We start from the raw sequence: 21,756 nt of genomic DNA, 5'->3' as shown, positions 1-21,756 counted from the left end.
TCAGGAGTACACGGCGAGCGTGAGCGTGCCGACCCACAGCACCGCGAGCACCTGCAGCACCCGGTCGCCGAGCGCGATCTCGTCCGGCTCGCCGCCGTTGCCCGCGTCGACGTCGACCGCGTAGCGCAGCACGGCGATCACGAACGGCACGATCGAGATCACCGACCACATCCGGCTGTGCTGCACGAGGCCGATGTCGAAGGCCCACAGCGAGTAGGTGGTGATCAGCACCGTGGCCGAGAGGGCCCACACGAAGCGCAGGTAGGACGCCGAGTAGCTCTCCAGCGACTTGCGGATCTTCGCGCCGGTGCGCTCGGCGAGCATCATCTCGGCGTACCGCTTGCCCGCCACCATGAACAGCGAGCCGAACCCGGCCACCAGCAGGAACCACTGCGAGAGCGCGATGCCGGCGGCCGCGCCACCCGCGATCGCCCGCAGCAGGAAACCGGAGGCGACGATGCAGATGTCGAGCACCGCCTGGTGCTTGAGCCAGAAGCAGTACGCCAGCTGCACCGCGACGTAGGCGCCGAGCACGATCGCCAGCTCGACGGTGGCCAGCGCGGCCAGCGCGAGCGCGGCGGCGAGCAGCACCACGGCCACGGCGAGCGCGAGCCCCGGCGCGACGATGCCGGCGGCGATCGGCCGCTTGCGCTTGGTGGGGTGCGCGCGGTCTGCCGCCACGTCGTTGACGTCGTTGACGAGGTAGACGCCGGACGCGGCCAGGGAGAAGGCCACGAACGCGATGCCGAGGTTCAGCGCGAGGTCGAAGCGCACCAGGTCGCCGCTCGCGAACGGCGCGGCCAGCACCAGGACGTTCTTGATCCACTGCTTCGGCCGCATCGCGGCCAGCACGCCTGCGGCGACGCCCACGGGGGTGCGGCTCTCGGCGGCCTGCTCGGCCGGTACGTCGGTGCTGGTCATCGCTCCTCCTTCCGGACGAACCGGCGCGCTGCGACCGCGACGGCGGCGCCCAGCGCGGAGCCCGCGAGGACGTCGGTGGGGTAGTGGACGCCGAGCACCATCCGCGACAGCGCCATCGTCGGCACCAGGGCGGCGGCGAGCGGCTTGCGCAGCAGCGCGCCGAACAGCAGCGCCGCCGCGGTGGTCGAGGTGGCGTGCGCGGAGGGGAAGCTCAGCCGGCTCGGCGTGCCCACGTGCACCTGCACCCTGGGGTCGTCGGGCCGCGGCCTGCGCACCACGCGCTTGACCCCGATCGACGCGCCGTGGGCCACGGCCACCGCGGCCGTCGCCGCGATCCAGTCGCGGCGCCGCCTGCGGTCTGCCAGCGCGCCGACCGCGCCCATCGCGAGCCAGCCCGCGGCGTGCTCCCCGAAGAACGACATCCCTCGGGCGACGCCCACCACCGGCGGACGGCCCAGCGCGCCCTGCACGGCCTCCAGCACCCGCACCTCGCCCGCCGCGGGCGGGGCGTCCACCGTGCCGTCCGGCTCGAGGGTCGGGACGGCGCGGTGGCCAGGGCGGTCGAGGAGCTCGGCCACGGGTGGGGCCTCCAAGTGCGGCGTGACGGGCGGTGCACCCCCGGGGTCGGTGCGGCGTGGGGCCGCACGGAGTGCGCTGTCGTCGCCCGATGCTACGCCCAGTCACGTTCTGTGGCCGGTTGTGGGCGGCCCCGTGTCAGAACCAACGCTCCAGCACGAGGGCCAGACCGTCCTCCGCGTTGGTGGCCGTGACCTCGTCGGCTACCTCGATCAGCGCCGGGTGGGCGTTGCCCATCGCGACGCCGTGCCCGGCCCACCGCAGCATCTCGAGGTCGTTCGGCATGTCACCGAACGCAACCACGTCGGCCGCCGTGACGCCGTGCCGCTGCGCCACCTCCGCGAGCCCGGTGGCCTTCGTGACACCGGCAGGCGAGACCTCGACCAGCCCGCGCGGGTAGGAGAACGTGAGGTCGGCCTCGTCGCCGAAGACGGGCCGCAGCGCCGCCACCATCGCGTCGCTGGACAGCCTGGGGTCGCGGATCAGCAGCTTCACCGCGGGCGCGGCGAGCAGCTCGGCGCGGTCGGCCGCCGCGATCCCGTCGCCGTCCTCCCACGCGTGCCGGTAGCCGGGCTCGGCGACGAACGGGCTGGCGAGGTCGACCCGCTCGACCGCGAGGCGACACCCGGGCAGCGCCTCCGCGGCCGCCTCGGCGAGCCGGGCGAGCACCTCGGGGGCGAGGGTGTTGGCCCACAGCACGCGGTCCTCGGCGGCGTCGTAGAGCACGCTGCCGTTGGCGCACACGGCCAGCGTCGCGACCCCGAGCTGCGCCACCACGGGCGGGATCCACCTCGGCGGGCGCCCGGTGACGAGCACGAACCCCACCCCGCCCGCGGTCAGCCGCTCCACCACGGCCGCCGCACGCGGGGTCACCCGCTCGTCGGGGTCGAGCAGGGTTCCGTCCACGTCCGTGGCGACGAGCCGGGGAGGTCGCACCTGTCCAGAGTACGTTCGCGGCGTGCGTGCGCTGATCGTTTCCGCTCCCCTGCTCGGGCACCTGCTCCCCCTCGTCCCGCTCGCCGCGGCCCTGCGCGACGCCGGCCACGACGTGCTGATCGCGACGGGGGGCGCCGCGTTGGACGCCGACACCCGCGGCGTAGGAGTGCGCGACGTGGCCCCCGGGCTCCGTTTCGAACGGATCGCGCTGGGCGTGCTGGTCCGCCACCCGCTGCTCTTCCGCGCCGAGATGGCGGGGAAGGCGGGCACGGGCGCGGTCAGCCGCATGTTCGCCACCGTGAACGACCGGTTCGCCGACCCCGTCGTCGAGCTGGCCAGGGACTGGCGGCCCGACGTCGTCGTGCACGAACCGCTCTCCCCGGCGGCCGCGGTGGCGGCTGCGGTGACGGGAACGCCGGCCGTGCACGTCGAGAACGCGCTCTTCGACGGGCCTGCGGTGGCCGCAGCGGTCGTCGAGCGGATGGGAGCCACGCTGCGCAGGCACGGCCTCACGGCGCTCCCCGAGCCCGCGCTCACCGTGACCGTGCGCCCGCCGAGCCTCGGCGGGTCGGCCGCGTTGCGACCGATGCGCCCCGGCGCCCCGGCCACCGACGGCGCCCCCGACTGGCTGCTGCGGCCCGCCGACCGCCCCCGGATCCTGGTCAGCCGCAGCACCGTGCAGGGCCCCGCAGGCGGCGACCCCATGCCGTCGGTCGTGGCGGCGGCGGGCGACGTCGACGCCGAGGTCGTGCTGGTCCGCCCGGCCCCGCGCACGCAGCGGCGGCCGCTGCCGGCGAACGTGCGCACGGTCGGCTGGGTGCCGCTGCCCGCCGTCCTCCCGCACGCCACCGCGGTGGTCCACCACGGCGGCGCGGGGAGCGTGCTCGCCGCCTGCGCCGCGGGGATCCCGCAGCTCGCGACGCCGGGCCCGGGCGACCGCAGGTACAACGCCGAGCTGGTGGCGTCCGCGGGCGCCGGGCTCGCCGTGCCCGCGCCGCGCATCGACGCCGCCGCGCTGACCCGGCTGGTCACCGAGCAGGGGCTGGCCGAGCGGGCACGGGCGGTCCGCGCCGAGATCGACGCGATGCCCCCGCCGGAGGCACTGGTCGACGAGCTCGCCGGCCTGCCGCGGTCCTGAGCCGCTACCGGCGCACCGGCATCAGCACCGAGACCGACCGCCGCCCGGTGATGGCGAGCGGCGCGATCGGGCCGTCCAGGCTGAGCAGGAGCTGCCCGTCCCCGCCCGCGTCGAGGGCCTCCAGCAGGAACTCGCGGTTCACCGCGATCCCCTCCCCGTCGGTGACGCGCACCCCGTCCGGCCCCTGCTCGAGGACGGCCACCTCGAGCTCCGCACCGTCCGGCTCCGGGCGCACGGTGCGGCGCGGCGCCGCCGCGACGGCCGCGCGCAGGGCCGGGCCGTCCACCGCGACCGGGCGCGCGTCGGCGGGCAGGACCCGGCGGTAGTCGGGGAAGGGCTCCGCGATGGGCGCGCCGTGCAGGACCTCGCCGCCCGCCGCCACCCGGACGCGGTCGCCGTCCAGGGCGACCGTCACCGCCCCGGCCGTCGGGACGCGGTCGACGAGCTCGACCGGCAACACCACCTCGACGGGCGGGCCGTCCAGCGCGGCGACGGGGACGTGCGCCGTCGCGAGCCGGTAGCGGTCGGTCGCCACGAGCGTGAGCGCCGCCGGCGCCACGTCGAACAGCACGCCGGACAGCACCGGGAGCTCCGGGTCGCCCCCGACGGCGAAGCGGACCGCGCGCAGCGCGGCGGCCAGGTCGGGGCCGTTGACGGTGAACGTGGTGGGTGGCACGGGTTCCTCCTGCGCGACGAGCGACCGGACGCGGGAGAGCTCCCGGCGGGCGTCGACCAGCCCCTGCTCCAGGCGGCGCAGATGGCGGTCGAGCAGCGCGTCGACGGCGACCGGGTCGTGCCGGTTGGCCAGGACCTCCCGGATGTCGGCGAGCGGCATCCCGACCCGGCGCAGCGACGCGACCAGCCGGGCCGCGCCCACCTGCTCCGGCGCGTAGTACCGGTAGCCGGTCGCCGGGTCGACGCGCGCGGGCACGAGCACGCCCGCGCCGTCGTAGAAGCGCAGCGCGCTCACCGACAGGCCGCTCTCCCTGGCCATCCGGCCGATGGTGCGCACCCCGCCGTTCGAGCTCTCCACGTCACCGACCCTCGCCCCTCGACCTGGTCGAGGGTCAACCTCGCACCCGGACCGAACCATGGCATCCCCCGGGTCCGGGTACGCCGTGGGCATGGCCGACGAACGCACCGTCCTCGCGACCCTGCTCGACCGCGCCGGCACCACGTACGCCGAGCAGGCCGGGATCCGGCTGAAGGACAGCCCGGCGCCGCTCTACCGGCTCCTGGTGCTGTCGATCCTGCTCTCGACCCGCATCAAGGCCGACATCGCGGTCGACGCCGCCCGCGCGCTCGCCGACGCGGGCATGGGGACGCCCGCGAGGATGCGCGAGGCGCCCTGGCAGGACCGGGTGGACGCGCTCGGGCGGGCGGGGTACCGGCGCTACGACGAGAGCACCGCCACCTCGCTCGGCGAGGGCGCCGAGCTGCTGCGCGCGGAGTACCGCGACGACCTGCGGGGGCTGCGCGACCGGGCCGGGGGTGACCCGAAGCGCGTCCGGGAGGCGCTGATGCGCTTCCCGCGGCTCGGCCCGGTCGGGGCCGACACCTTCTGCCGGGAGGCGCAGGACGTGTGGCCGTCGCTGCGCCCCGCCATCGACCGCAAGGCCCTCGACGGCGCCCGCCGCGTCGGGTTGCCCGCCGACCCGGACGAGCTCACCCGGCTCGCTCCCCGGCGGGAGCTCGCGCCGCTGGCGGCTGCGCTGGTGCGGGTGGCGCTGGATGAGGGCATCGCCGACGAGGTGACCGCGGTCTGAGGATCAGAGGATGGCGACGGCCACCACGAGGCCGAGCGCGACGTGGGCGGCCGAGACGACGAAGGCCTGCGGCCGGATGCTCTCGGCGGCGAGCACCTCGCCGATGTCGATCCCGGTGACCCACTCCAGCAGCCGCACGCCGCCGACCTGCGCCACGATCCCGACCAGGCCGAAGACCAGCGAGGCGAGCAGGCCCTCGAGCAGCCCGCCGGTCGAGCCGTAGATCGCGACGACGACGATGAACGCCATGCTCACCATGCCCGCCGCCGCGACGACCACGGCGTTCGGCATGCCGTCGCGGACCAACCGGCTGAGCTTGCCCGGTGTGGTGATGTCGACGGCGTAGAAGCCGAGCAGCATCAGCAGCACGCCGAGCACCGCGTAGAGCAGGATCGCGCCGACGCCGCGGCCGATCACCTCGCCGAAACCCGGGCCGATCTGGGCCAGCGTCACGAAAACCTCCATGGGGAGCATCACGTTGTGGGGATGCGGTGTGGGACGAACGCCGCGCCGTCGTCGGTGACCAGACCGACGGTCTCGCGGATGCCCAGCCCGGCTGCGGTGTCACCGACCACCCACGCACCCAGCGCGGGACGGTAGCCGTCGAACTCGGGGAGCGGGTCGAAGAGCTGGTAGACGTACCCCTCCTCGCCGTACACACCACCCGTCTGGTGCTCCATGCCGGGCGCGACGATCGAGATGTTCGCGCCCTCGCGGCCGAGGCGGGGTTTGCGGACGTACTCGGTCAGCAGCCCCGGCTGGTCGAGGTAGGCGGGCAGCAGGTTCGGGTGGCCCGGGTACATCTCCCAGAGCACGGCGAGCAGGGCCTTGTTCGACAGCAGGGTCTTCCACAGCGGCTCGATCCACAGCGTCTCGGGCAGGCTGCGGACGACGTTGCGGCCGAACCGGTCGTGGAGCACCCACTCCCAGGGGTAGAGCTTGAACACCGCCGACATCGGGGCTTCCTCGAGGTCGACGAACCGGTCGAGCAGCGAGTCCCAGCCGATGTCCTCGATCGCGAGTCCGACGGTGTCCAGGCCCGCCTCGGCCGCCGTCTCCTGCATGTAGGCGGCGGTGACGTGGTCCTCGCCGGTGGTGTCGGCGCCCGACCACGTGAAGTGGACCTCGCCGCTCGGCAGCCTGCCCTTGATCGCGGCCCACCGCTCGACCAGCGCCTCGTGCAGCGAGTTCCACTGGTCGTCGGCGGGGTGGACGTCCTTGAGCCAGTACCACTGCAGGATCGACGCCTCGAGCAGCGTGGTGGGGGTGTCGGCGTTGTACTCGAGCAGCTTGGCCGGGCCGGTGCCGTCGTAGCGCAGGTCGAACCGGCCGTAGACGTGCGGGTCGCCGCGCTTCCACGAGGCCGCGACCGCCTCCCAGCACCACTCGGGCAGGGCGAAGTCGCGGAACCGCTCGGTGGTGACCACGTGGTCGACCGCCTCGAGGCACATGCCGTGGATCACCTCGACGTCGGCCTCGAGCGAGAGGACCTCGTCCATCGAGAACGTGTAGTGGACCGACTCGTCCCAGTAGGGCCGCGCCGCGCCGCCCGCGCCGCGGCCGGGGGTGTCGTAGACCAGGCCCTGCTCGCGGACGATCCGCTCCCAGCCCGGCCGGGGCGCGCCCGTGTGTCTTTCCACCTACGACCCGCTGCTCGATCCGCCGCGGGACACCCCGAGGCCGCCGCGCGACACCGTGCCGCCCTTCCCCGTGGTGAGCGTCGTACCCGACGGCGTCCGGACGCGCGTGCCCTCCCTGGGCACCGTGGTCGTGCCGCCCTGCACCCGCTCACCGACCTGGCCGGTGCCGCCGTACGTGTAGTGGTACTGGCGCCCGCCGCTGCCGATGAAGATCGGGTAGAAGCCGCCCCCGTAGTAGGTGGCGCCGCCCGACGAGGCGGGGGTGACGCAGTTCGAGTCGTCGACGACCACCCCGTTCTCGTCGGTGCACAGCGCCTGCACCTCCTCCTCGGGCTGCGCGACCGCGTACCCCACCGCGATCAGCGCGACGACGCCCACGGTGACGCCCGCCCCCACGAGCACCCGCTTGCGCCTGCGCGCCGCGCGCTCCCGTTCCTCGGCCTCGCGGCGCCTCGCCTCCTCGGCCCGCCGTGCGGCGACCTCGCGGGCGCGGCGCTCGGCGAGCGTGGGCTCGCGCGGCGTGGTCGTCTCGTCCTGGAAACGCATCCGCCCGCGGGCGCCCTCCTCCGGTGGCTGGGCACCCTCGGGCCGCTCGTCGGGCTGGCCGCCGCCAGCCGGTTCGTCGTCCGGCACCGCTTCTCCCCCTCTGGCCGTGCTCAGGGCCGGTGACAGGTCCGTCCCGCGCGCCGAACCGTACCGGGACACCGGCCGGCGGCAAACGCTGACGCTCGCAGCACGCCGACGACCGATGGCCGCGCAGTCGACCCCGAAGGCTCGACGTGACCGCAGGTAACGGCATGATGACGCCCGACATGGACCGACTGATCGCTCCCCCCGGCCGGCCCCAGACGCCGCAGCACGACGTGGCTGGACCACGCCTCCAGCCCGGGCGGCGCCCGGGGGAGGCGCCCACGGTGGTCGTCCCCAACGTCAACCGCCTCGCCGCGGCCCGTGCCGCCGCGTTCGGCCCCCAGGGGCCCGCGCGCACGGGCAGGCACAGCATCCCCAGCCCGTCGGCCCGGCCCACCGCTCCCCCGCCGCCCGCCCCAGCGCGCGCCCCCGAGCCGCGGTTGGTGCGGCGCATGGTGCTCGGCGTGCTGGTGGGCTCGCTGACCATGCTCGGCGTGGCCACGCTCGACTCGTTCGCCGGCGCCACCGTCCCCGTGCTGGGCCAGCTCGCGTCGCTCCCCTCGGGCACCGGCGGGCTGGGGGTGCGCGAGGTCCCGCCGCCGCCCGCCACCCCGGGTACCTGCCTCATGTGGTCGCGCCCCGACGCGGCCGACACCGAGGTCGTCGACTGCGCGCAGCCCCACCTGTTCGAGCAGGCCGGCTCGGTCACGCTGGCCGCCGACATGGCGCTGCCCGACGACCGGCAGTGGCGCCAGCTCGTCAACGAGCGGTGCACGCCGGTCGTCGTCGACTACCTGGGCGGCAAGTTCGACCCCGACGGGCGCTTCCGGGTGGGCGCGTTGAAGCCGTCGCCCGCCAAGTGGGCCGACGGCGACCGCGAGCTGCGCTGCGGCCTGCAGAGCGCGTCCCGGTCCGGCGCGCTGCTGCCCCTCACCGGGCGGGCCGCCGAGTCCGACCAGGCCGCCGTCCACGAGCCGGGCACGTGCCTCGCCATCGACGGCCGCACGATCGGCGACCCGGTCGACTGCTCCGGCCCGCACGCGGTCGAGACGGTCGGGATCGTCGAGCTGTCGAAGAAGTTCCCCGACGCCTACCCGCCGGTGGCCGACCAGGACGCCTACCTGCAGCCCGAGTGCGCCAAGATCGCCAACGAGTACGCGGGCAGCGCCGAGGCGATCTCGGACAAGGGCCTCACCGTCTACTGGGACAACATCACCGAGGAGTCCTGGAACGCGGGCACCCGCAAGGTCAACTGCAACCTCGCGGCGCTGCTGCCGGACCGCAGCGGGTTCGCGCCCGTCACCGGCCCGGTGCGGGGCGACGTGATCGTGGGCGACAAGCCCGCCCCGCCCGCTTCCAGCACGCCGGGCGCCCCGGCCCCGAGCACGCCGGCGCCGCCGTCGGACGGCCCGCCTGCCGACGAGATCCCCACGGAGACCTCGAAGCCCACGGCGCCCGCGGTGCCGACCAGCCCGCCGCCCGCCCCGGAGCGGCCCGAGGAGCCGGAAGCACCCACCAACACCTCACCGCCGCCCGCGCCGGAGCGCCCGGAGGAACCGGAGCGCCCCGAGCCGCCCGAGGTGAGCGTCGCTCCCACGGTCGCCCCGCTCCCCGGCGAGTGACGGGACCCGCACCGCCGCCGCGGCGGCGGTGCGGGTATCAAGGTGGTCGTGGACATGACCCGGCGGCGGTTCGAGGAGCTCGTCGCCGACGCCCTGGACACGATCCCGCCGGAGCTCGCCGCGGCGATGGACAACGTCGTGGTGTTGGTGGAGGACCGCAACGAGGAGGAGCCCGACCTCCTCGGCCTCTACGAGGGCGTCGCGCTCACGGAACGGACGTCGAACTACGGCGGCGTGCTACCCGACCGGATCATGATCTACCAGGACGCCATCCTCGACATCTGCGAGACCGAGGACGACGTGGTCCACGAGGTCGCCGTCACCGTGGTGCACGAGATCGCGCACCACTTCGGGATCGACGACGAGCGGTTGCACGAGCTCGGCTGGGGCTGATGCCCTACGCGGCGCGGTAGGCCAGGCGCGGCGGCAGGGCGAACAGCCACGTGGCGCCCGCGGCCGTCAACGCGCGCCGGGTGAGCAGGGAGAGCACGGTCAGCAGCGGCACGAGGACGAACGGCAGCGCGTAGGCCGCGGGCACGGAGATGTCGACGTGCCGCAGCCCGGTCATGACCAGGGCGAGCCACATCATGTGGATCAGGTAGACCGGGAGCGTCAGCGTGCCGAGCAGCACCAGCGGCCTGCCGAACCGGTACCGCGCGAACCACGCCGCGGCCAGCAGCCCCGCGCCGACCGCGAGGCACTGCAGGGCGAGCACCACCCCGGGGACACCCCTCAACCCCAGCGCGACCACCGCACCCGCCGCCACCACGCACACCACGCCGGCGAGGCCGACCCGCAGCAGGCTGGTCGCGGCCGCGATCCGCTCCACCAGCGCCCGGGCGTGGCAACCGAGCACGAAGAAGAACAGGAACCGGGCCAGGTAGGTCCACCGCGTGTCGCCGAAGTCGACGAGCCCGGCCCCCACCAGCGCGGACAGCGCGCCCGGCGCGCCCAGCTGCACCCACACCGGCAAGGGGCGCGCCAGCTTCGTCAGCACGGCGAACACGGCGAGGGCGTACAGGAACCACATGCTCGGGCCGGGCAGCAGCAGCGCGAGCGCGAACGCGACCGGGTCCGCCGACCCGTCCGGGTCCACCTCGGGCGGCACGAGGGTGGCGAAGAACGCGAACCGGATGATCGTCCAGATCGCGTACAGGTAGAGGAAGAACGCCACGCGCTTGTGCAGCACCACGCGCCACGGCGCGGCGAGGGGACCCGCCGCGACCAGGCCCGACGCCAGGAAGAACAGGGGCATCCGCAGCGAGGCGAACGCCTCGTCGGCCATGACGACGGGGGCGGGCGCCAGCCCGGCGTGCCGCATGTACCACACGACGTGGTGGGCCACGACGAGCAGGATCGAGATGCCCTTGGCGGCGTCGACCCGGTCGAGGCGGGCTGCGGTGGCTCGCGTCGGTGCGTTCACGGTGCGGCTCGACATCCACCCTCGGTCGGTTGCGCGCACACCATGGCAACCGCTCGCTGTGACGGAGCTGAGACGCACTCCCCGCCCCCGCGAGTCGCGCCCTCGGTGTCCGCGAGTCGCGCTCCGGGTGTCCGCGAGTCGCGCTCTGGATGTGGGTGAGTCGCGCTCCGGGTGTGGGTGAGTCGCGGGCTCGGTGGACTCCGGTCGCGCTCCGCCGCGATCAGCGCGGCGGCGCCCCCGCGGTGACGTCGCCCACGACCGGCTCGGCGCCGTCCCAGTGCTCGAGCACCCAGCCGCCGTTCTCCGGTCGCAGCACGACGAGGCCCGCGTTGGGCAGGAAGCGGGTCTCGGCGGTGTCACCGAGCAGGGCGGCCGCGGCGAGCCGGATGGCGGCGCCGTGGCTCACGAGCACCACGTCGCCGCTCGCGCCGTCGAGGATGCGGTCGATCGCGGGCAGGAACCGGGCGCGAACGTCGTGCGCGGACTCGCCACCGGGCATCCGGGCGTCGAAATCGCCCTTCCACCAGGCGTTGTAGACCGCCATGAAACGCTCCAGCGCCGCGCGCCCCGACCGGCCCTCGAGCTCGCCGCAGAACACCTCGTGGACGCCCTCGACCACCTGGACCTCGAGGTCGTGCGCCGCGGCGACCGGCTCGGCCGTCTGCCGCGCGCGCACCGCGACCGACGCGTGCACCGCCGTCACCGGATCGCCGCGGAGCCGGTCGCCGAGCGCCTCGGCCTGCGCCCAACCCTTCTCGTTCAGCGGGAAGCCCGGGGGGCGGGAGTCGAGCACGTGCTGGGCGTTGGCCGCCGTCTGCCCGTGCCGGGCCAGTACGAGCCGCAGACGGCTCATGCCGTGCCCCCGGAACGCACCTCGTCCAGCCACTTCTGGGCCGCCGCGAACCGCTCCGCGTCGGCACCGACGATCGGCAGCGGCGACGTTGCGGGGGCCGCCGTCGACCCCCCGTTGCCCGCGCGCGGGTACGAGCCGAGGAACCGGACGCGGTCGCACCTGCGGTACAGCGCCGCGAGCGCCTCACCCATCGCCGGCTCGGCGACGTGACCCGTGCAGTCGAGGTGGAACCAGTACTCGGCGTGCCGGTCCTTGATCGGCCGCGACTCGATGCGCGTGAGATCGATCCCGCGCACGGCGAGCTCGGTGAGCAGGCCGAGCAGCGCACCCGGCCGGTTCTCGGTGGTGGCGGCGATCGAGGTGCGGTCGTGTCCGGTGGGCGGGGGCGGCGGCGTCGGACGCGACACGAGCGCGAACCGGGTGACCGCGCCCGCGTTGTCGGCGATGTCGTCGGCCAGGATCTGCAGGCCGTGCTGCTCGGCGGCGAGCGGTGCCGAGACGGCGGCGTCGAACTCGCCCCGTGCGACCTGCGCCGCGGCCTCCGACGTCGAGGCCGACGTCTGGACGGTGGCGCCGGGCAGCCGATCGGCGAGCCACCCGCGGGTCTGGGCGATCGCGTGCGGGTGGGAGGCGACGGTGCGGATGTCGCCGATGCCCGTGCCCGGCCGCACCAGCAGCGCGAACCGGACGGCCAGCACCGCCTCCCGCACGATCACCAGCGGCGGGTCGACGACCAGGCCGTCGAGCACCGCGGGCACCGCGCCCTCCACGGAGTTCTCGATCGGCACGCAGCCGAGGTCGGCCGAGCCGTCCCGGATGGCGTCCAGCACGGCAGGCGATCCGGTGCAGGGCACGAGGTCGGCGCCCGCCGCCTCGGGCATCGACCGCAGCGCCTGCTCGGTGAACGTGGCGCGCGGCCCGAGGAACGCGATGCGGGTCACGCAACCGACCCTACTGTGGACGCATGAGCAGTCCGACGCTGGTGCTGGTGGCGGTCGACGAGGCGATGGCGCGGGCCTGGCGCGCGCTCGCCGAGACCCGCGCGGGCCTCGTCGTGCACGAGGGGTCGATCACCGACGTGGACGCGGACGCGGTCGTGAGCCCGGCCAACTCGCTCGGGATCATGGTCGGCGGCATCGACGGGGTCTACGCCCGCTGGTTCCCCGGCATCGCCGACCGGGTCCGGGCGGCGTCCGGCGCCGACCGCGGCGGCGAGCTCCCGGTCGGCGAGGCCGTGATCGTGCCGACCGGGATCGAGCGCCCGGCCTGGCTCATCAGCGCGCCGACGATGAGCCGGCCCGGACAGCGGCTGCCGAAGGACGGCGGCGCGGCCCGCGCCGCCGCGGGCGCGGTGCTGCGGCTCTGGCGGGACGGGAGCCTCCCGGACAGCGGGCGCGTGCGCGACGCGGTCCGCACGATCGCGCTGCCCGGCCTGGGCACCGGTGTCGGCGGGCTGTCGCCGGAGGTGTGCGCGCAGCGCGTCGGCGAGGCCATCGACGAGGTGCTGGGCCAGGCCGGCTGAGCCTCCGGGCGGCTCCGCGCATCGCGCGGGGCCGCTCCCGCGCGGCTCGGGCGCACCACCCCGCGACTCGCCCACACGCAGACCGCGACTCCCCCACACGCAGACCCCGACTCGCCGAGGCAGGGAGCGCGACTCCCCTACGCCGAGACCGCGACTCGCGCACACCAGACCCCGACTCGCCCGCACTCAGGCCGCGACTCGCGCGCACCCAGAGCGCGACTCGCGCGCACCCAGAGCGCGACTCGCCGAGGGTGGGTCAGGCGAGGAGGCCGAGGCCGGCCAGTTGCGCGGCCGGCACGGGCTCCGGGTCGGCGCCGCAGCGCGACAGGAGCCTGCGCACGCCCTTGACCGCGTTCTCGGAAAGGTTGCTGATCTCCCGGGCGAGCGCCCGGCCGTCGCTGGACTCGAGCGCCTCGCGCACGTCGCCGCCGTCGATCGCCCTGGCGACCCCCACGATGAGGTTGAGGATGCCGTGACGCTGCGGGTTGTCGTGCTCGCGGCGCACGGCCTCGTGGAGCCCGAGCGCGATGAAGGGCCGGCCGGCGTCGACGACCACGCGCAGGAACTCCTCCACCTCGGTGACCGAGGGGACGTCGGAGGGCCGCGGCCCGCCGCAGCGCAGCTTCGGCGCGCACCCGTGCTCGGCCACCCGGCGGACGGCGTCCAGCCAGGCCTTCATGTCCTCCGCGTCGGTGCCCGCGGGCCTGCGCGGCTCGACCACCGCCACGACGTCCTCGGGCACGAACTCCGACACCCGCTCCAGCCAGACCGCGTCGACGTCGGGCGGCGCCGCAGTCTCGACCGTGCGCGGGGTCAGCAGGCTCGACCGGGAGAAGACCGTGGAGAGCGCCTTCGGCACCGCTCCGAGCCCGGTGTCGACCACCAGCGACACGTCGACCGGGCGGGACGGCACCGACCGGGCCAGCTCCTGCACCAGCGCAGGCAGCCGCGACACCGGGCAGACCAACTGCCCGACCAGGCCGCCGTAGCGGCCGTCCCGCGCGCTCAGGTACCGCGATACGACGGCGTCCACGCCGGGCGCCACCGACCGCGGCTGCAACAGGCTGGTGTCGTCGACCAGCTGCGAGAAGAGCGGTGGGATTGCCCAGGGATCCGCACCAGCCGCCGTCGTCACGACCCCAGACGCTAACGGGTGGCTTCGAAGGCCGTGACAGCGGCCGTGCCTTCCGGGCCTGGACACCCGCTCGAGCGCCCGATAGCTTAGCCTCACCTAAGTTACGGAGGTGTCTCGTTGGGCTCCACCCGACCCCGCCGACCACCAGCTCCGTCGGCCGCCGAACGCGCCCGCAGCATCGCCGCCCGCGGCGGCCAGGCCAGCCTCGTCGGCACCGGTGTGCCCCAAGCCGTGCCCCTCGTGCACCACGTGCGCGCGGACGGCTCGGCGGTGCTGCTGTTCGACGACCACGAGCCGGTGCTCCAGGAGATCCGCCGCGCGCCGGGCGGCGAGTTCGCCGCGATGCTCGAGATCGCCGACCACGCCCCGGTGGAGCTGCGAGAGCCCGTCCGCGGACTGCTGTGGATCACCGGCCGGCTGCGCGTGCCGGAGCCCGACATCGCCCGGCGCATCGCCGTGCAGGTCGCCGACGTGCGCCCGCACGAGGACCTGCTGCGCCTCGGCCACGGTGCCACGCTCGTGCGCCTCGACCCGGGCTCGGCGGTGCTCTCCGACGCCGAGGGAACGGCCGCCCTCACCCCCGTCGACCTGGCCGCCGCGTGGCCCGACCCGTTCTGCCGGTACGAGAGCCACTGGCTCGCGCACCTCGAGAAGTCGCACCCGGACGTCCTCGACGCCCTCGTCCGGCACCTGCCGCCCGCCCTGCGCGAGCTGCGCGACGCCCGGTTGCGGCCGCTGGGGATGGACCGCTTCGGCCTGCGCCTGCGCCTCGAGGCGCCGGGCCGCGACCACGACGTGCGAATCGCCTGGCCCCAGCAGGCCAACTCGGTGGAGGAGCTGCGCAAGCAGATGCAGCACCTCATCGGCTGCCCGATGCGGCGCGGGGTGGACGTCGACCCGCTCGGGGGCAGCGGGATCAGGTGACGGGCGACTGCCCGGCGCGCACGCGCTGGGTGACCCGGCGCTCGGCCACGAACGACGCCACCGGGATCGTGCCCGCCGCGAGGATCAACAGGGCGTCCAGCGGCTTCCACCGGCAGCGCTCGGCCAGCAGCAACGTGCAGATGATGTAGATCATGTACAGGAAGCCGTGGGTGACGCCCACGACCGCCACCAGCTGCGGCTGCCCGAAGATGTACTTCATCGGCATCGCGATCAGCACGAGGACGAGCAGCCCGACGCCGGTGACCCAGGCGGAGATGCGGTAGGCGAGCAGAGCGGTCGGGATCGGCACGGTGTCCTCTAGCGGTCGGTGTTGCGGGCGGCCAGCTCGGCCAGCATCCGGTTGTAGGCGGCGAGCTCGGGGTCGTCGTCCGCGGGGGGCGGGGCGGCGTCGCGCGGACGCGGTCCGAACGGCGACGGCGCGTCGGGGGGCGCGGCCGTGCGCGGCTGCGGGACCGGCGCCTCGGCCGGTTCCTCGGCGGGCGGTTCCTCGGCGGCCTGCGCGCCCTCCGCGGCGGCCTCCTCCAGCTTGGCCGCCTCCATCCGGAGCATGCGCCACCACATCACGCCGAAGAACACGGCGAAGAGCGGCCACTGCAGCCCGTAGCCCACGTTCAGGGCGCTGCCCATCGCCGACCCGGCGCGCTCCCACTGCCAGGCGGCGAGCCAGCCGCACGTGACCATCGCTCCCAGCGTGAGCACGTGCCAGACGATCCACCTCGGGGAGAGGATCAGGCGGCGCACGAGAACCAGACTACCCGCGGCCCGGTCGCGCCGACCCGCGGTCGGCGGGCCGCGGGAGGTGTGACGGTACGCCTCGGGGCCGCGGCCTTGTACCGTCCGCGACCGTGACCGCTCTCCGGGACTGGATCGCCCCGCCACCCCCGGGTACGGCCGTCATCACCGACCCGCGAACCCGCAGGCTCGTCGGGCTGGAGGTGCTGGTCGTCCTCACGGTGTCGCTGGGGCTCTCCGCCCTGCGGAGCGGGTTGTCGCTGCTCGAGGCCCTGTTGCAGCCGGTGCCGCTCAACCAGCAGCAGGTGGCCCTGAACGCGCCCGCGGCCGAGGTGGGCCTCGTCGACCTCGCGTTCCAGCTGACGCGGGTGCTCCAGCTGGTCGGCTGGGGCGCGCTGGGCGCCTACCTGCTGCTGCGGGCCGGGTTCGCGATGCGCGACATCGGGCTCGACCGGAGCCGGCCGGTCCGCGACGCCGCGGGCTCGGCGGGCCTGGCCGCGCTCATCGGGATCCCCGGCCTCGGCCTGTACCTCGTCGCCCGCGCGATCGGGGTCAGCGTGACCATCGCCCCCACCACGCTCGACGACACGTGGTGGCGCGTGCCCGTGCTGCTCGCGTCCGCGGCCGCGAACAGCTGGGCCGAGGAGATCGTGATGGTCGCCTACCTGATCACGCGACTGCGCCAGCTCGGCTGGTCGGAGAACCGGTCGCTCCTCGTCCAGGCCGTACTGCGCGGCAGCTACCACCTGTACCAGGGACTGGGGGGCTTCGTCGGCAACATCGTGATGGGGCTGGTGTTCGGCCGCGTGTGGCAGCGCACCAACCGCCTGTGGATGCTCGTCGGGGCGCACGCCCTGATCGACATCGTCGCGTTCCTCGGCTACGCCGCCCTCTCCGGCAGCGTGTCCTGGCTCCCGTAGCCGCTTCCCCCGCGCCGCGGGGCGGCTAGCGCAGGGTGATCTGCTTGCCGGCGAGGGCGTCGCGGGCGCGGCGCTCGGCGTCGCTGAGCGGGCGGTCCTCGGCGAGCGCGGTGTCCAGCCGCTCCGCGAACGCGGCGACGGGCTCGACCCACTCCTTGGGGTGCAGCTCGCGGTCGAGGTCCCACACCGGCACGAGGAGGCCGTGGGCGCGGAACGAGCCCGCGTACCGCGCCCCCTCGGCCAGCGCGAGCTCACCGCGGGCCTGCAGCCGGGCCAGCGCGGCGAGCAGCGCCTCCTCCGGCTCCGGGCGCACCCACCGCAGGTGGGCCTTCGACCCGGTGTCCACCCAGTAGGCGGCGCGCACGCCCGGCGCGGCCACCGGCTCGGTCGGCATGATCACCTTGTTGGCGCGCTCCAGCGCCGCGACGACGTCCGGCGCCGGCTCGGCGCCGTCCTCGGACGGCGGGATCCACCAACCGAAGTCCGTGTGCACGGTGACGTCGAGCGGCGCGTCCGGATCGATCAGGTCCTGCAGGCGGACCAGCTCGCCGACGACCCCCGGGCCGACCACCGGCAGCGCCGACCCCGGCTCGGCCTGCTGCGCCCAGCGCAGCGCCTTCGCCACGTCGGCGGACAGGTCACCGGAGTGCGCCTGCACCTGCATGCCGAGCAGGATCGACCCGTCCGGGCGCACGACCGCAGCCGCGGCGCCGGGGAGCACCGTGGCGAGCGTGACGGGGGCGTCGCCGGGCTCGCGCAGCGGCAGCGGCGCGGTGGCCGACGGGAGGAACTCACGCATCGCGATCAGGTCGCACTCCGCCGCGAGCCCCTGGAACGGGCGGGTGACGATGACGTCGTCACCGGCGCCGTGGCACGCCTTGTAGCGCTTGCCCGAGCCGCAGGGGCACGGGCGGCGGGGGTTCTCACCCGCGGTCGCCGCCTTCGCACGTGTCTTCTTTCCCATGGTGGGCGAACCGTAGCGGGTGGGACGGAGCAGGATGGGACCGCCATGGCCCCTTTCGATCCCGGTGACCCGGCCTTCCTCGCCGACCCCTACCCGACGTTCGCCGAGCTGCGCGCTCAAGGCCCCGTGCACGACCACCCGCTGCTGGGCTTCCCGGTGGCGGTGTCGCACGCCGCGTGCTCGGAGGTGCTGCGCAGCCGCGATCTCGGCCGGATCTGGGTCGACGCGGAACCGGCCGGACAGTTCCCCGCCTTCAACCTGCTGCACCGCAACTCACTGCTCGAGCGCGAGGGGCCGCCGCACGACCGGCTGCGCCGGCTCGTCGCGGGCGCCTTCAACCGCGGCCACACCGCGCGGCTGGAGCCGCGGATCCGCGAGCTCGCCATGCGGCTCGTCGGCGAGCTCGCCGAGCGCGCCCGGGCCGACGGCAGCGCCGACCTGGTGGCGGGGGTCGCAGCGGTCCTGCCCGTCGAGGTGATCGCCGACCTGCTCGACGTGCCGGAGCCGGAGCGCTCGGCGCTGCGCGGCTGGTCCAACACGATCGTCACGATGTACGAGCCGGATCCGGGCCGGAAGCGGCGCGCGGACGCCGAACGGGCGTCCGCCGAGTTCGTCGAGGCGCTGCGCGGGCTGGCCGACCACCGCCGCAGGCACCCCGGCGACGACCTCATCTCCGACCTGCTCGACGCCGAGCTGGACGCCGACGAGCTCGTGGGCACCGCCGCGCTGCTGCTCATGGCCGGGCACGAGGCCACGGTCAACGTGATCGGCAACGGCGTACTGGCGCTGCTGCGCCACCCCGACCAGTGGCGGCGACTGGTCGCCGACCCGGGCCTGGACGCGACCGCGGTGGAAGAGCTGATCCGCTACGACCCGCCGCTGCAGCTGTTCGAGCGGACGGCCGTGGTCGACACGGCCGTCGCGGGCCACCCGGTGCCGGCCGGCACGAAGATCGCCGTCCTGCTCGGCGCCGCGGCCAGGGACCCCGCGGTCTTCGAGCGTCCGGACGATCTCGACGTCGGCAGGCACCCGAACCCGCACCTCGGGTTCGGGGCGGGCGTGCACTACTGCCTCGGCGCCCCGCTGGCCAGGGTGGAGGTCGCGGCCACGCTGGACGCGCTGCGCCGCACGCTGCCGGACGCGCAGCTCGCGGCCGAGCCGCCGCGGCGGCCCGACTTCGTCATGCGTGGGCTGCGCGAGCTGAGGCTGGGTTGATGCGCAGCACCACCTCGCGGCGCCGCGGCGCCACGGGCGCGAGCAGGCGGGTGATCCGCAGGACGAGCCGCGCCGTGACGCCCGCGGTGGCCGCTGCGAGCAGGTCGAGCACGGCGTGCAGCACCACGCCGTCGGCCCGCGCCTGCACCCCGTCGCGCAGCGACCACAGCAGCACGACGACGGTGAACAGGACGCTCGCCGCCCACAGGGCCCACCAGACGAGCAGCAGCCGCGACGGCCGTGGGCGCTGGTGCGACGGCCGTGGGCGCTGGTCGGCGGGCCGCCCGATGGCGCTGTGCTCGATCTCGGCGAGCACCGACCCGGGGACGGAGAGGTTCAGGCCGGGCACCAGCCACCCGAACACGATCGCGCGGGTGGAGCGGGCCGGACGCACCTGAGCCCGCTCGGCCGCCGCCTGTGCGGTGCGCACCGTCCACAGGATCATGAGCACGCCGACGACCAGGCTCAGGATGGGCGCGACCGTCCCCGCCGACGCCACGAGGGCGTCCGAGGCCGCCACGACCTCCGCGCGGAGCGCGCCCTCCCGGCTGGCGAGCAGCAGGACGTAGCGCCACACCTCCGCACCTGCCGCGAGCAGCGCCACGGCGGCCGTGGCCCACAGCAGCGGCACCAGCGAGCCGACGAGCGTGCGCGAGCGGGTCAGGGGGTCCGGGTGCACCTGGTCCGCGACGGGCGAGCGCCACGGGCCGAGCGGGAAGCCCCACCGGGGCAGCACCCGGTAGCGCGGCGGCCCGGTGTACGGGGTGGGCGCCTGCCGCGGCCGCGGCTGCGTGACGCCGGGCGGCGGCTCGGCCACCCAGCGCAGCGCGGCCAGGTACCGGCCGCAGAACGGGCAGAACGGTCCCCCGCCGGCCGGGGCGCGCCGACCGCAGCGTGGGCAGGGCGGGCCGAGGGCCGTGTCGTCCGCACCGGGAACCGCTGGCTGCACCTCTACCGCGTCCTCTACCGCGTCCGGATCGCCGTGCTCAGACGATCTGAGGCTCGGCGCCGTTCTCGGCGACGACCTCGCGGCCCTGCCGGGCCCACTCCTGCATCCCGCCCTCGACGTTGACCGCGGGGTAGCCCTGCGCCGCGAGGTAGGCCACGACGCGCGCGGACCGCCCGCCGGAGCGGCAGATGACGTAGAGCGGGTCGCCCTGGGGCAACTCGTCCATCCGGCCGGTGAGCTCGGACATGGGGACGTGCGTGGCCCCGGGCGCGTGGCCTGCCACCCACTCGTCGGACTCGCGGACGTCGAGCAGCGTGGCGTCGGGCGGCAGTTGCGCCACCGACACCCCCGGAACGCCTGTCATGTCCCCATCCTCGCACGCACGCGCGTCACACCTGCGTGAACGAACAACGGCGCCCGGCCACCGGGCCGGGCGCCGTCCGCTGCGGGCTACCAGGTCAGTGCGCGACCGCCTTCTCCGAGCCCGCCCCGGTGAGGGAGCGGACCTCCATCTCGGCGAACTTGCCCTCCTCGACCGGCTGCTTGCCCCCGACGTACGTGCCGATGACGCCCAGGAGGAACGAGAGCGGGATCGACACGAGGCCGGGGTTGGCCAGCGGGAAGAGGTGGAAGTCGACGTTCGGCAGCATCGACGTCGGGCGGCCCGAGATCGCGGGCGAGAAGACGATCAGGAGCACGCAGGAGGCGAGGCCGCCGTAGATGCTCCAGAGCGCGCCCGTGGTGTTGAACCGCTTCCAGAACAGCGAGTACAGGATCGTCGGCAGGTTCGCCGACGCCGCCACCGCGAACGCCAGCGCCACCAGGAACGCGATGTTCTGGTTGCGGGCGAGGATGCCCGCCGCGATCGCGATGATGCCGATCACCACCGCCGTGATGCGGGCGACCCGCACCTCGGCGTCGGGGCTGGTCTGGCCCTTCTTGATGACGTTGGCGTACACGTCGTGGGCGTAGGACGCCGACGCGGTGATCGTCAGCCCGGCCACCACCGCGAGGATCGTCGCGAACGCGATCGCGGAGATGATGCCGAGCAGGAACTCCCCGCCCAGCTGGTAGGCGAGCAGCGGCGCCGCGGAGTTCGTGCCGCCGGGCGCGGTGGCGATCCGCTGCGCCCCGCCCTCGACCAGCGCCGACGCGCCGTAGCCGAGCACCAGCGAGAACAGGTAGAAGATGCCGATGATCCAGATCGCCCACACCACCGAGCGGCGCGCTTCCTTCGAGCTCGGCACGGTGTAGAAGCGCATCAGGATGTGCGGCAGGCCCGCGGTGCCCAGCACCAGCGCGAGCCCGAGCGACAGGAAGTCGATCTTCGCGGTGGTCGACGCGCCGTACTGCAGGCCGGGGATGAGCAGCCGCTCACCCAGCTCCTTCGGCGCCGCCGAGGCCGAGGTCTGGATCTGCGGGTTCGCCTCGACGGCCTGGCCGAGCAGCGCCGAGAGGTTGAACCCGAACATCGCCAGCACCCAGACGGTGATGATCGCGGTGCCGATGAGCAGCAGGGTGGCCTTGATGATCTGCACCCAGGTCGTGCCCTTCATGCCGCCGACCATGACGTAGGTGATCATCAGGGCGCCGACGACCGCGATCACGATCCCCTGGCCGACGGTGTTGCTGTTCGGGATCTGCAGCAGCAGCGCGATCAGCGCACCCGCGCCGGCCATCTGCGCCAGCAGGTAGAAGAACGACACCACCAGCGTGGACGTGGCCGCGGCCGCCCGCACCGGACGCTGCCGCATCCGGAAGCTGAGCACGTCACCCATCGTGAACTTGCCGGTGTTGCGCAGCAGCTCCGCCACGAGCAGCAGCGCGACCAGCCACGCCACCAGGAACCCGATCGAGTACAGGAACCCG

General features: G+C 74.8%; 25 protein-coding genes. 8 read left to right on the top strand and 17 right to left on the bottom strand.

Features of this window, described 5'->3' with window-relative positions:
* The 3 genes from VKZ81_RS19365 to VKZ81_RS19355 form a co-directional block, all read right to left on the bottom strand.
* Complete coding sequence (locus tag VKZ81_RS19365) at positions 1-921, bottom strand: decaprenyl-phosphate phosphoribosyltransferase (RefSeq protein WP_324243013.1); 921 nt, start codon at positions 919-921, stop codon at positions 1-3.
* On the bottom strand, positions 918-1,436 hold the full coding sequence (locus tag VKZ81_RS19360) for a phosphatase PAP2 family protein (protein WP_324243109.1): 519 nt from the start codon (positions 1,434-1,436) through the stop codon (positions 918-920). The genes VKZ81_RS19365 and VKZ81_RS19360 overlap by 4 nt, the downstream gene beginning before the upstream one ends.
* Positions 1,437-1,635: 199 nt before the next feature.
* Positions 1,636-2,433, bottom strand: a complete 798-nt coding sequence (locus tag VKZ81_RS19355) for an HAD family hydrolase (protein WP_324243012.1) — start codon at positions 2,431-2,433, stop codon at positions 1,636-1,638.
* 22 nt (positions 2,434-2,455) lie between these two features.
* Here VKZ81_RS19355 and VKZ81_RS19350 point away from each other — a divergent pair, with 22 nt between their 5' ends.
* Positions 2,456-3,571: a glycosyltransferase gene (locus tag VKZ81_RS19350; RefSeq protein WP_324243011.1), complete on the top strand. Its 1,116-nt coding sequence runs from the start codon at positions 2,456-2,458 to the stop codon at positions 3,569-3,571.
* A gap of 4 nt (positions 3,572-3,575) precedes the next feature.
* Here VKZ81_RS19350 and VKZ81_RS19345 read toward each other — a convergent pair whose 3' ends face one another.
* Positions 3,576-4,604: a DNA polymerase III subunit beta family protein gene (locus VKZ81_RS19345; RefSeq protein WP_324243010.1), complete on the bottom strand. Its 1,029-nt coding sequence runs from the start codon at positions 4,602-4,604 to the stop codon at positions 3,576-3,578.
* Between the two features lie 58 nt (positions 4,605-4,662).
* Between VKZ81_RS19345 and VKZ81_RS19340 the strand changes: the two genes are divergently transcribed.
* Positions 4,663-5,337 carry an endonuclease gene (locus tag VKZ81_RS19340; protein ID WP_414709419.1) on the top strand — a complete coding sequence of 225 codons (675 nt, stop codon included), beginning with the start codon at positions 4,663-4,665 and terminating at the stop codon, positions 5,335-5,337.
* A gap of 3 nt (positions 5,338-5,340) precedes the next feature.
* Here VKZ81_RS19340 and VKZ81_RS19335 read toward each other — a convergent pair whose 3' ends face one another.
* From VKZ81_RS19335 to VKZ81_RS19325, 3 genes are read right to left on the bottom strand one after another with little or no spacing between them, the layout of a single operon-like run.
* A complete protein-coding gene (locus tag VKZ81_RS19335) occupies positions 5,341-5,802 on the bottom strand; it encodes a DUF350 domain-containing protein (protein WP_324243009.1) in 462 nt (153 codons plus the stop codon).
* A gap of 8 nt (positions 5,803-5,810) precedes the next feature.
* On the bottom strand, positions 5,811-6,977 hold the full coding sequence (locus VKZ81_RS19330; protein ID WP_324243008.1) for a glutathionylspermidine synthase family protein: 1,167 nt from the start codon (positions 6,975-6,977) through the stop codon (positions 5,811-5,813).
* The gene (locus VKZ81_RS19325; protein WP_324243007.1) at positions 6,978-7,610 is read right to left on the bottom strand and encodes a hypothetical protein; all 633 of its coding nucleotides are present in this window, start codon (positions 7,608-7,610) and stop codon (positions 6,978-6,980) included.
* Between the two features lie 281 nt (positions 7,611-7,891).
* Between VKZ81_RS19325 and VKZ81_RS19320 the strand changes: the two genes are divergently transcribed.
* Complete coding sequence (locus VKZ81_RS19320) at positions 7,892-9,229, top strand: septum formation family protein (RefSeq protein WP_324243006.1); 1,338 nt, start codon at positions 7,892-7,894, stop codon at positions 9,227-9,229.
* Between the two features lie 42 nt (positions 9,230-9,271).
* On the top strand, positions 9,272-9,622 hold the full coding sequence (locus VKZ81_RS19315; protein WP_324243005.1) for a metallopeptidase family protein: 351 nt from the start codon (positions 9,272-9,274) through the stop codon (positions 9,620-9,622).
* A gap of 4 nt (positions 9,623-9,626) precedes the next feature.
* On the opposite strand, the gene VKZ81_RS19310 is transcribed toward VKZ81_RS19315, so the two are convergent.
* From VKZ81_RS19310 to pheA, 3 genes are all read right to left on the bottom strand, one after another.
* Positions 9,627-10,652: an acyltransferase family protein gene (locus VKZ81_RS19310; protein ID WP_324243004.1), complete on the bottom strand. Its 1,026-nt coding sequence runs from the start codon at positions 10,650-10,652 to the stop codon at positions 9,627-9,629.
* 220 nt (positions 10,653-10,872) lie between these two features.
* Complete coding sequence (locus tag VKZ81_RS19305; protein WP_324243003.1) at positions 10,873-11,505, bottom strand: histidine phosphatase family protein; 633 nt, start codon at positions 11,503-11,505, stop codon at positions 10,873-10,875.
* Positions 11,502-12,446, bottom strand: a complete 945-nt coding sequence (gene pheA / locus VKZ81_RS19300) for a prephenate dehydratase (protein ID WP_324243002.1) — start codon at positions 12,444-12,446, stop codon at positions 11,502-11,504. Before pheA ends, VKZ81_RS19305 begins: the two co-directional genes overlap by 4 nt.
* A gap of 23 nt (positions 12,447-12,469) precedes the next feature.
* Here pheA and VKZ81_RS19295 point away from each other — a divergent pair, with 23 nt between their 5' ends.
* Positions 12,470-13,027 carry a macro domain-containing protein gene (locus VKZ81_RS19295; RefSeq protein WP_324243001.1) on the top strand — a complete coding sequence of 186 codons (558 nt, stop codon included), beginning with the start codon at positions 12,470-12,472 and terminating at the stop codon, positions 13,025-13,027.
* A gap of 256 nt (positions 13,028-13,283) precedes the next feature.
* Here the strand turns inward: VKZ81_RS19295 and VKZ81_RS19290 are convergent, their stop codons facing one another.
* Positions 13,284-14,162 (bottom strand): hypothetical protein, encoded by an 879-nt coding sequence (locus tag VKZ81_RS19290; protein ID WP_324243000.1) that lies wholly within the window; start codon positions 14,160-14,162, stop codon positions 13,284-13,286.
* Between the two features lie 117 nt (positions 14,163-14,279).
* Here VKZ81_RS19290 and VKZ81_RS19285 point away from each other — a divergent pair, with 117 nt between their 5' ends.
* A complete protein-coding gene (locus tag VKZ81_RS19285) occupies positions 14,280-15,086 on the top strand; it encodes a DUF2470 domain-containing protein (RefSeq protein ID WP_324242999.1) in 807 nt (268 codons plus the stop codon).
* Here the strand turns inward: VKZ81_RS19285 and VKZ81_RS19280 are convergent.
* Both VKZ81_RS19280 and VKZ81_RS19275 read right to left on the bottom strand, forming a co-directional pair.
* Positions 15,079-15,396 (bottom strand): DUF3817 domain-containing protein, encoded by a 318-nt coding sequence (locus VKZ81_RS19280; protein WP_324242998.1) that lies wholly within the window; start codon positions 15,394-15,396, stop codon positions 15,079-15,081. The genes VKZ81_RS19285 and VKZ81_RS19280 overlap by 8 nt on opposite strands.
* Positions 15,397-15,404: 8 nt before the next feature.
* On the bottom strand, positions 15,405-15,848 hold the full coding sequence (locus VKZ81_RS19275) for a hypothetical protein (protein ID WP_324242997.1): 444 nt from the start codon (positions 15,846-15,848) through the stop codon (positions 15,405-15,407).
* A 104-nt stretch (positions 15,849-15,952) separates the two neighbouring features.
* On the opposite strand from VKZ81_RS19275, the gene VKZ81_RS19270 reads away from it, so the two are divergent.
* Positions 15,953-16,759, top strand: coding sequence for a CPBP family intramembrane glutamic endopeptidase (locus VKZ81_RS19270; RefSeq protein ID WP_324242996.1), 807 nt, complete (start codon positions 15,953-15,955; stop codon positions 16,757-16,759).
* Positions 16,760-16,784: 25 nt separating this feature from the next.
* Here the strand turns inward: VKZ81_RS19270 and VKZ81_RS19265 are convergent, their stop codons facing one another.
* The gene (locus tag VKZ81_RS19265) at positions 16,785-17,723 is read right to left on the bottom strand and encodes a DUF5926 family protein (RefSeq protein ID WP_324242995.1); all 939 of its coding nucleotides are present in this window, start codon (positions 17,721-17,723) and stop codon (positions 16,785-16,787) included.
* Positions 17,724-17,768: 45 nt separating this feature from the next.
* On the opposite strand from VKZ81_RS19265, the gene VKZ81_RS19260 reads away from it, so the two are divergent.
* Positions 17,769-18,938 (top strand): cytochrome P450, encoded by a 1,170-nt coding sequence (locus tag VKZ81_RS19260; RefSeq protein WP_324242994.1) that lies wholly within the window; start codon positions 17,769-17,771, stop codon positions 18,936-18,938.
* Here the strand turns inward: VKZ81_RS19260 and VKZ81_RS19255 are convergent.
* From VKZ81_RS19255 to VKZ81_RS19245, 3 genes are all read right to left on the bottom strand, one after another.
* Entirely contained in the window at positions 18,904-19,887 is a 984-nt protein-coding gene (locus VKZ81_RS19255; protein WP_324242993.1) for a DUF4328 domain-containing protein, read from the bottom strand. The two genes, VKZ81_RS19260 and VKZ81_RS19255, sit on opposite strands and share 35 nt — an antisense overlap.
* 37 nt (positions 19,888-19,924) lie before the next feature.
* Positions 19,925-20,251, bottom strand: coding sequence for a rhodanese-like domain-containing protein (locus tag VKZ81_RS19250; RefSeq protein WP_324242992.1), 327 nt, complete (start codon positions 20,249-20,251; stop codon positions 19,925-19,927).
* A 94-nt stretch (positions 20,252-20,345) separates the two neighbouring features.
* The coding region (locus VKZ81_RS19245; protein ID WP_324242991.1) for a monocarboxylic acid transporter at positions 20,346-21,756 on the bottom strand (1,411 nt) is incomplete at its 5' end.

This window comes from Pseudonocardia sp. (assembly GCF_035305885.1).
GTDB lineage: Bacteria > Actinomycetota > Actinomycetes > Mycobacteriales > Pseudonocardiaceae > Pseudonocardia.
This window is presented reverse-complemented; position numbering and strand designations above follow the sequence as displayed.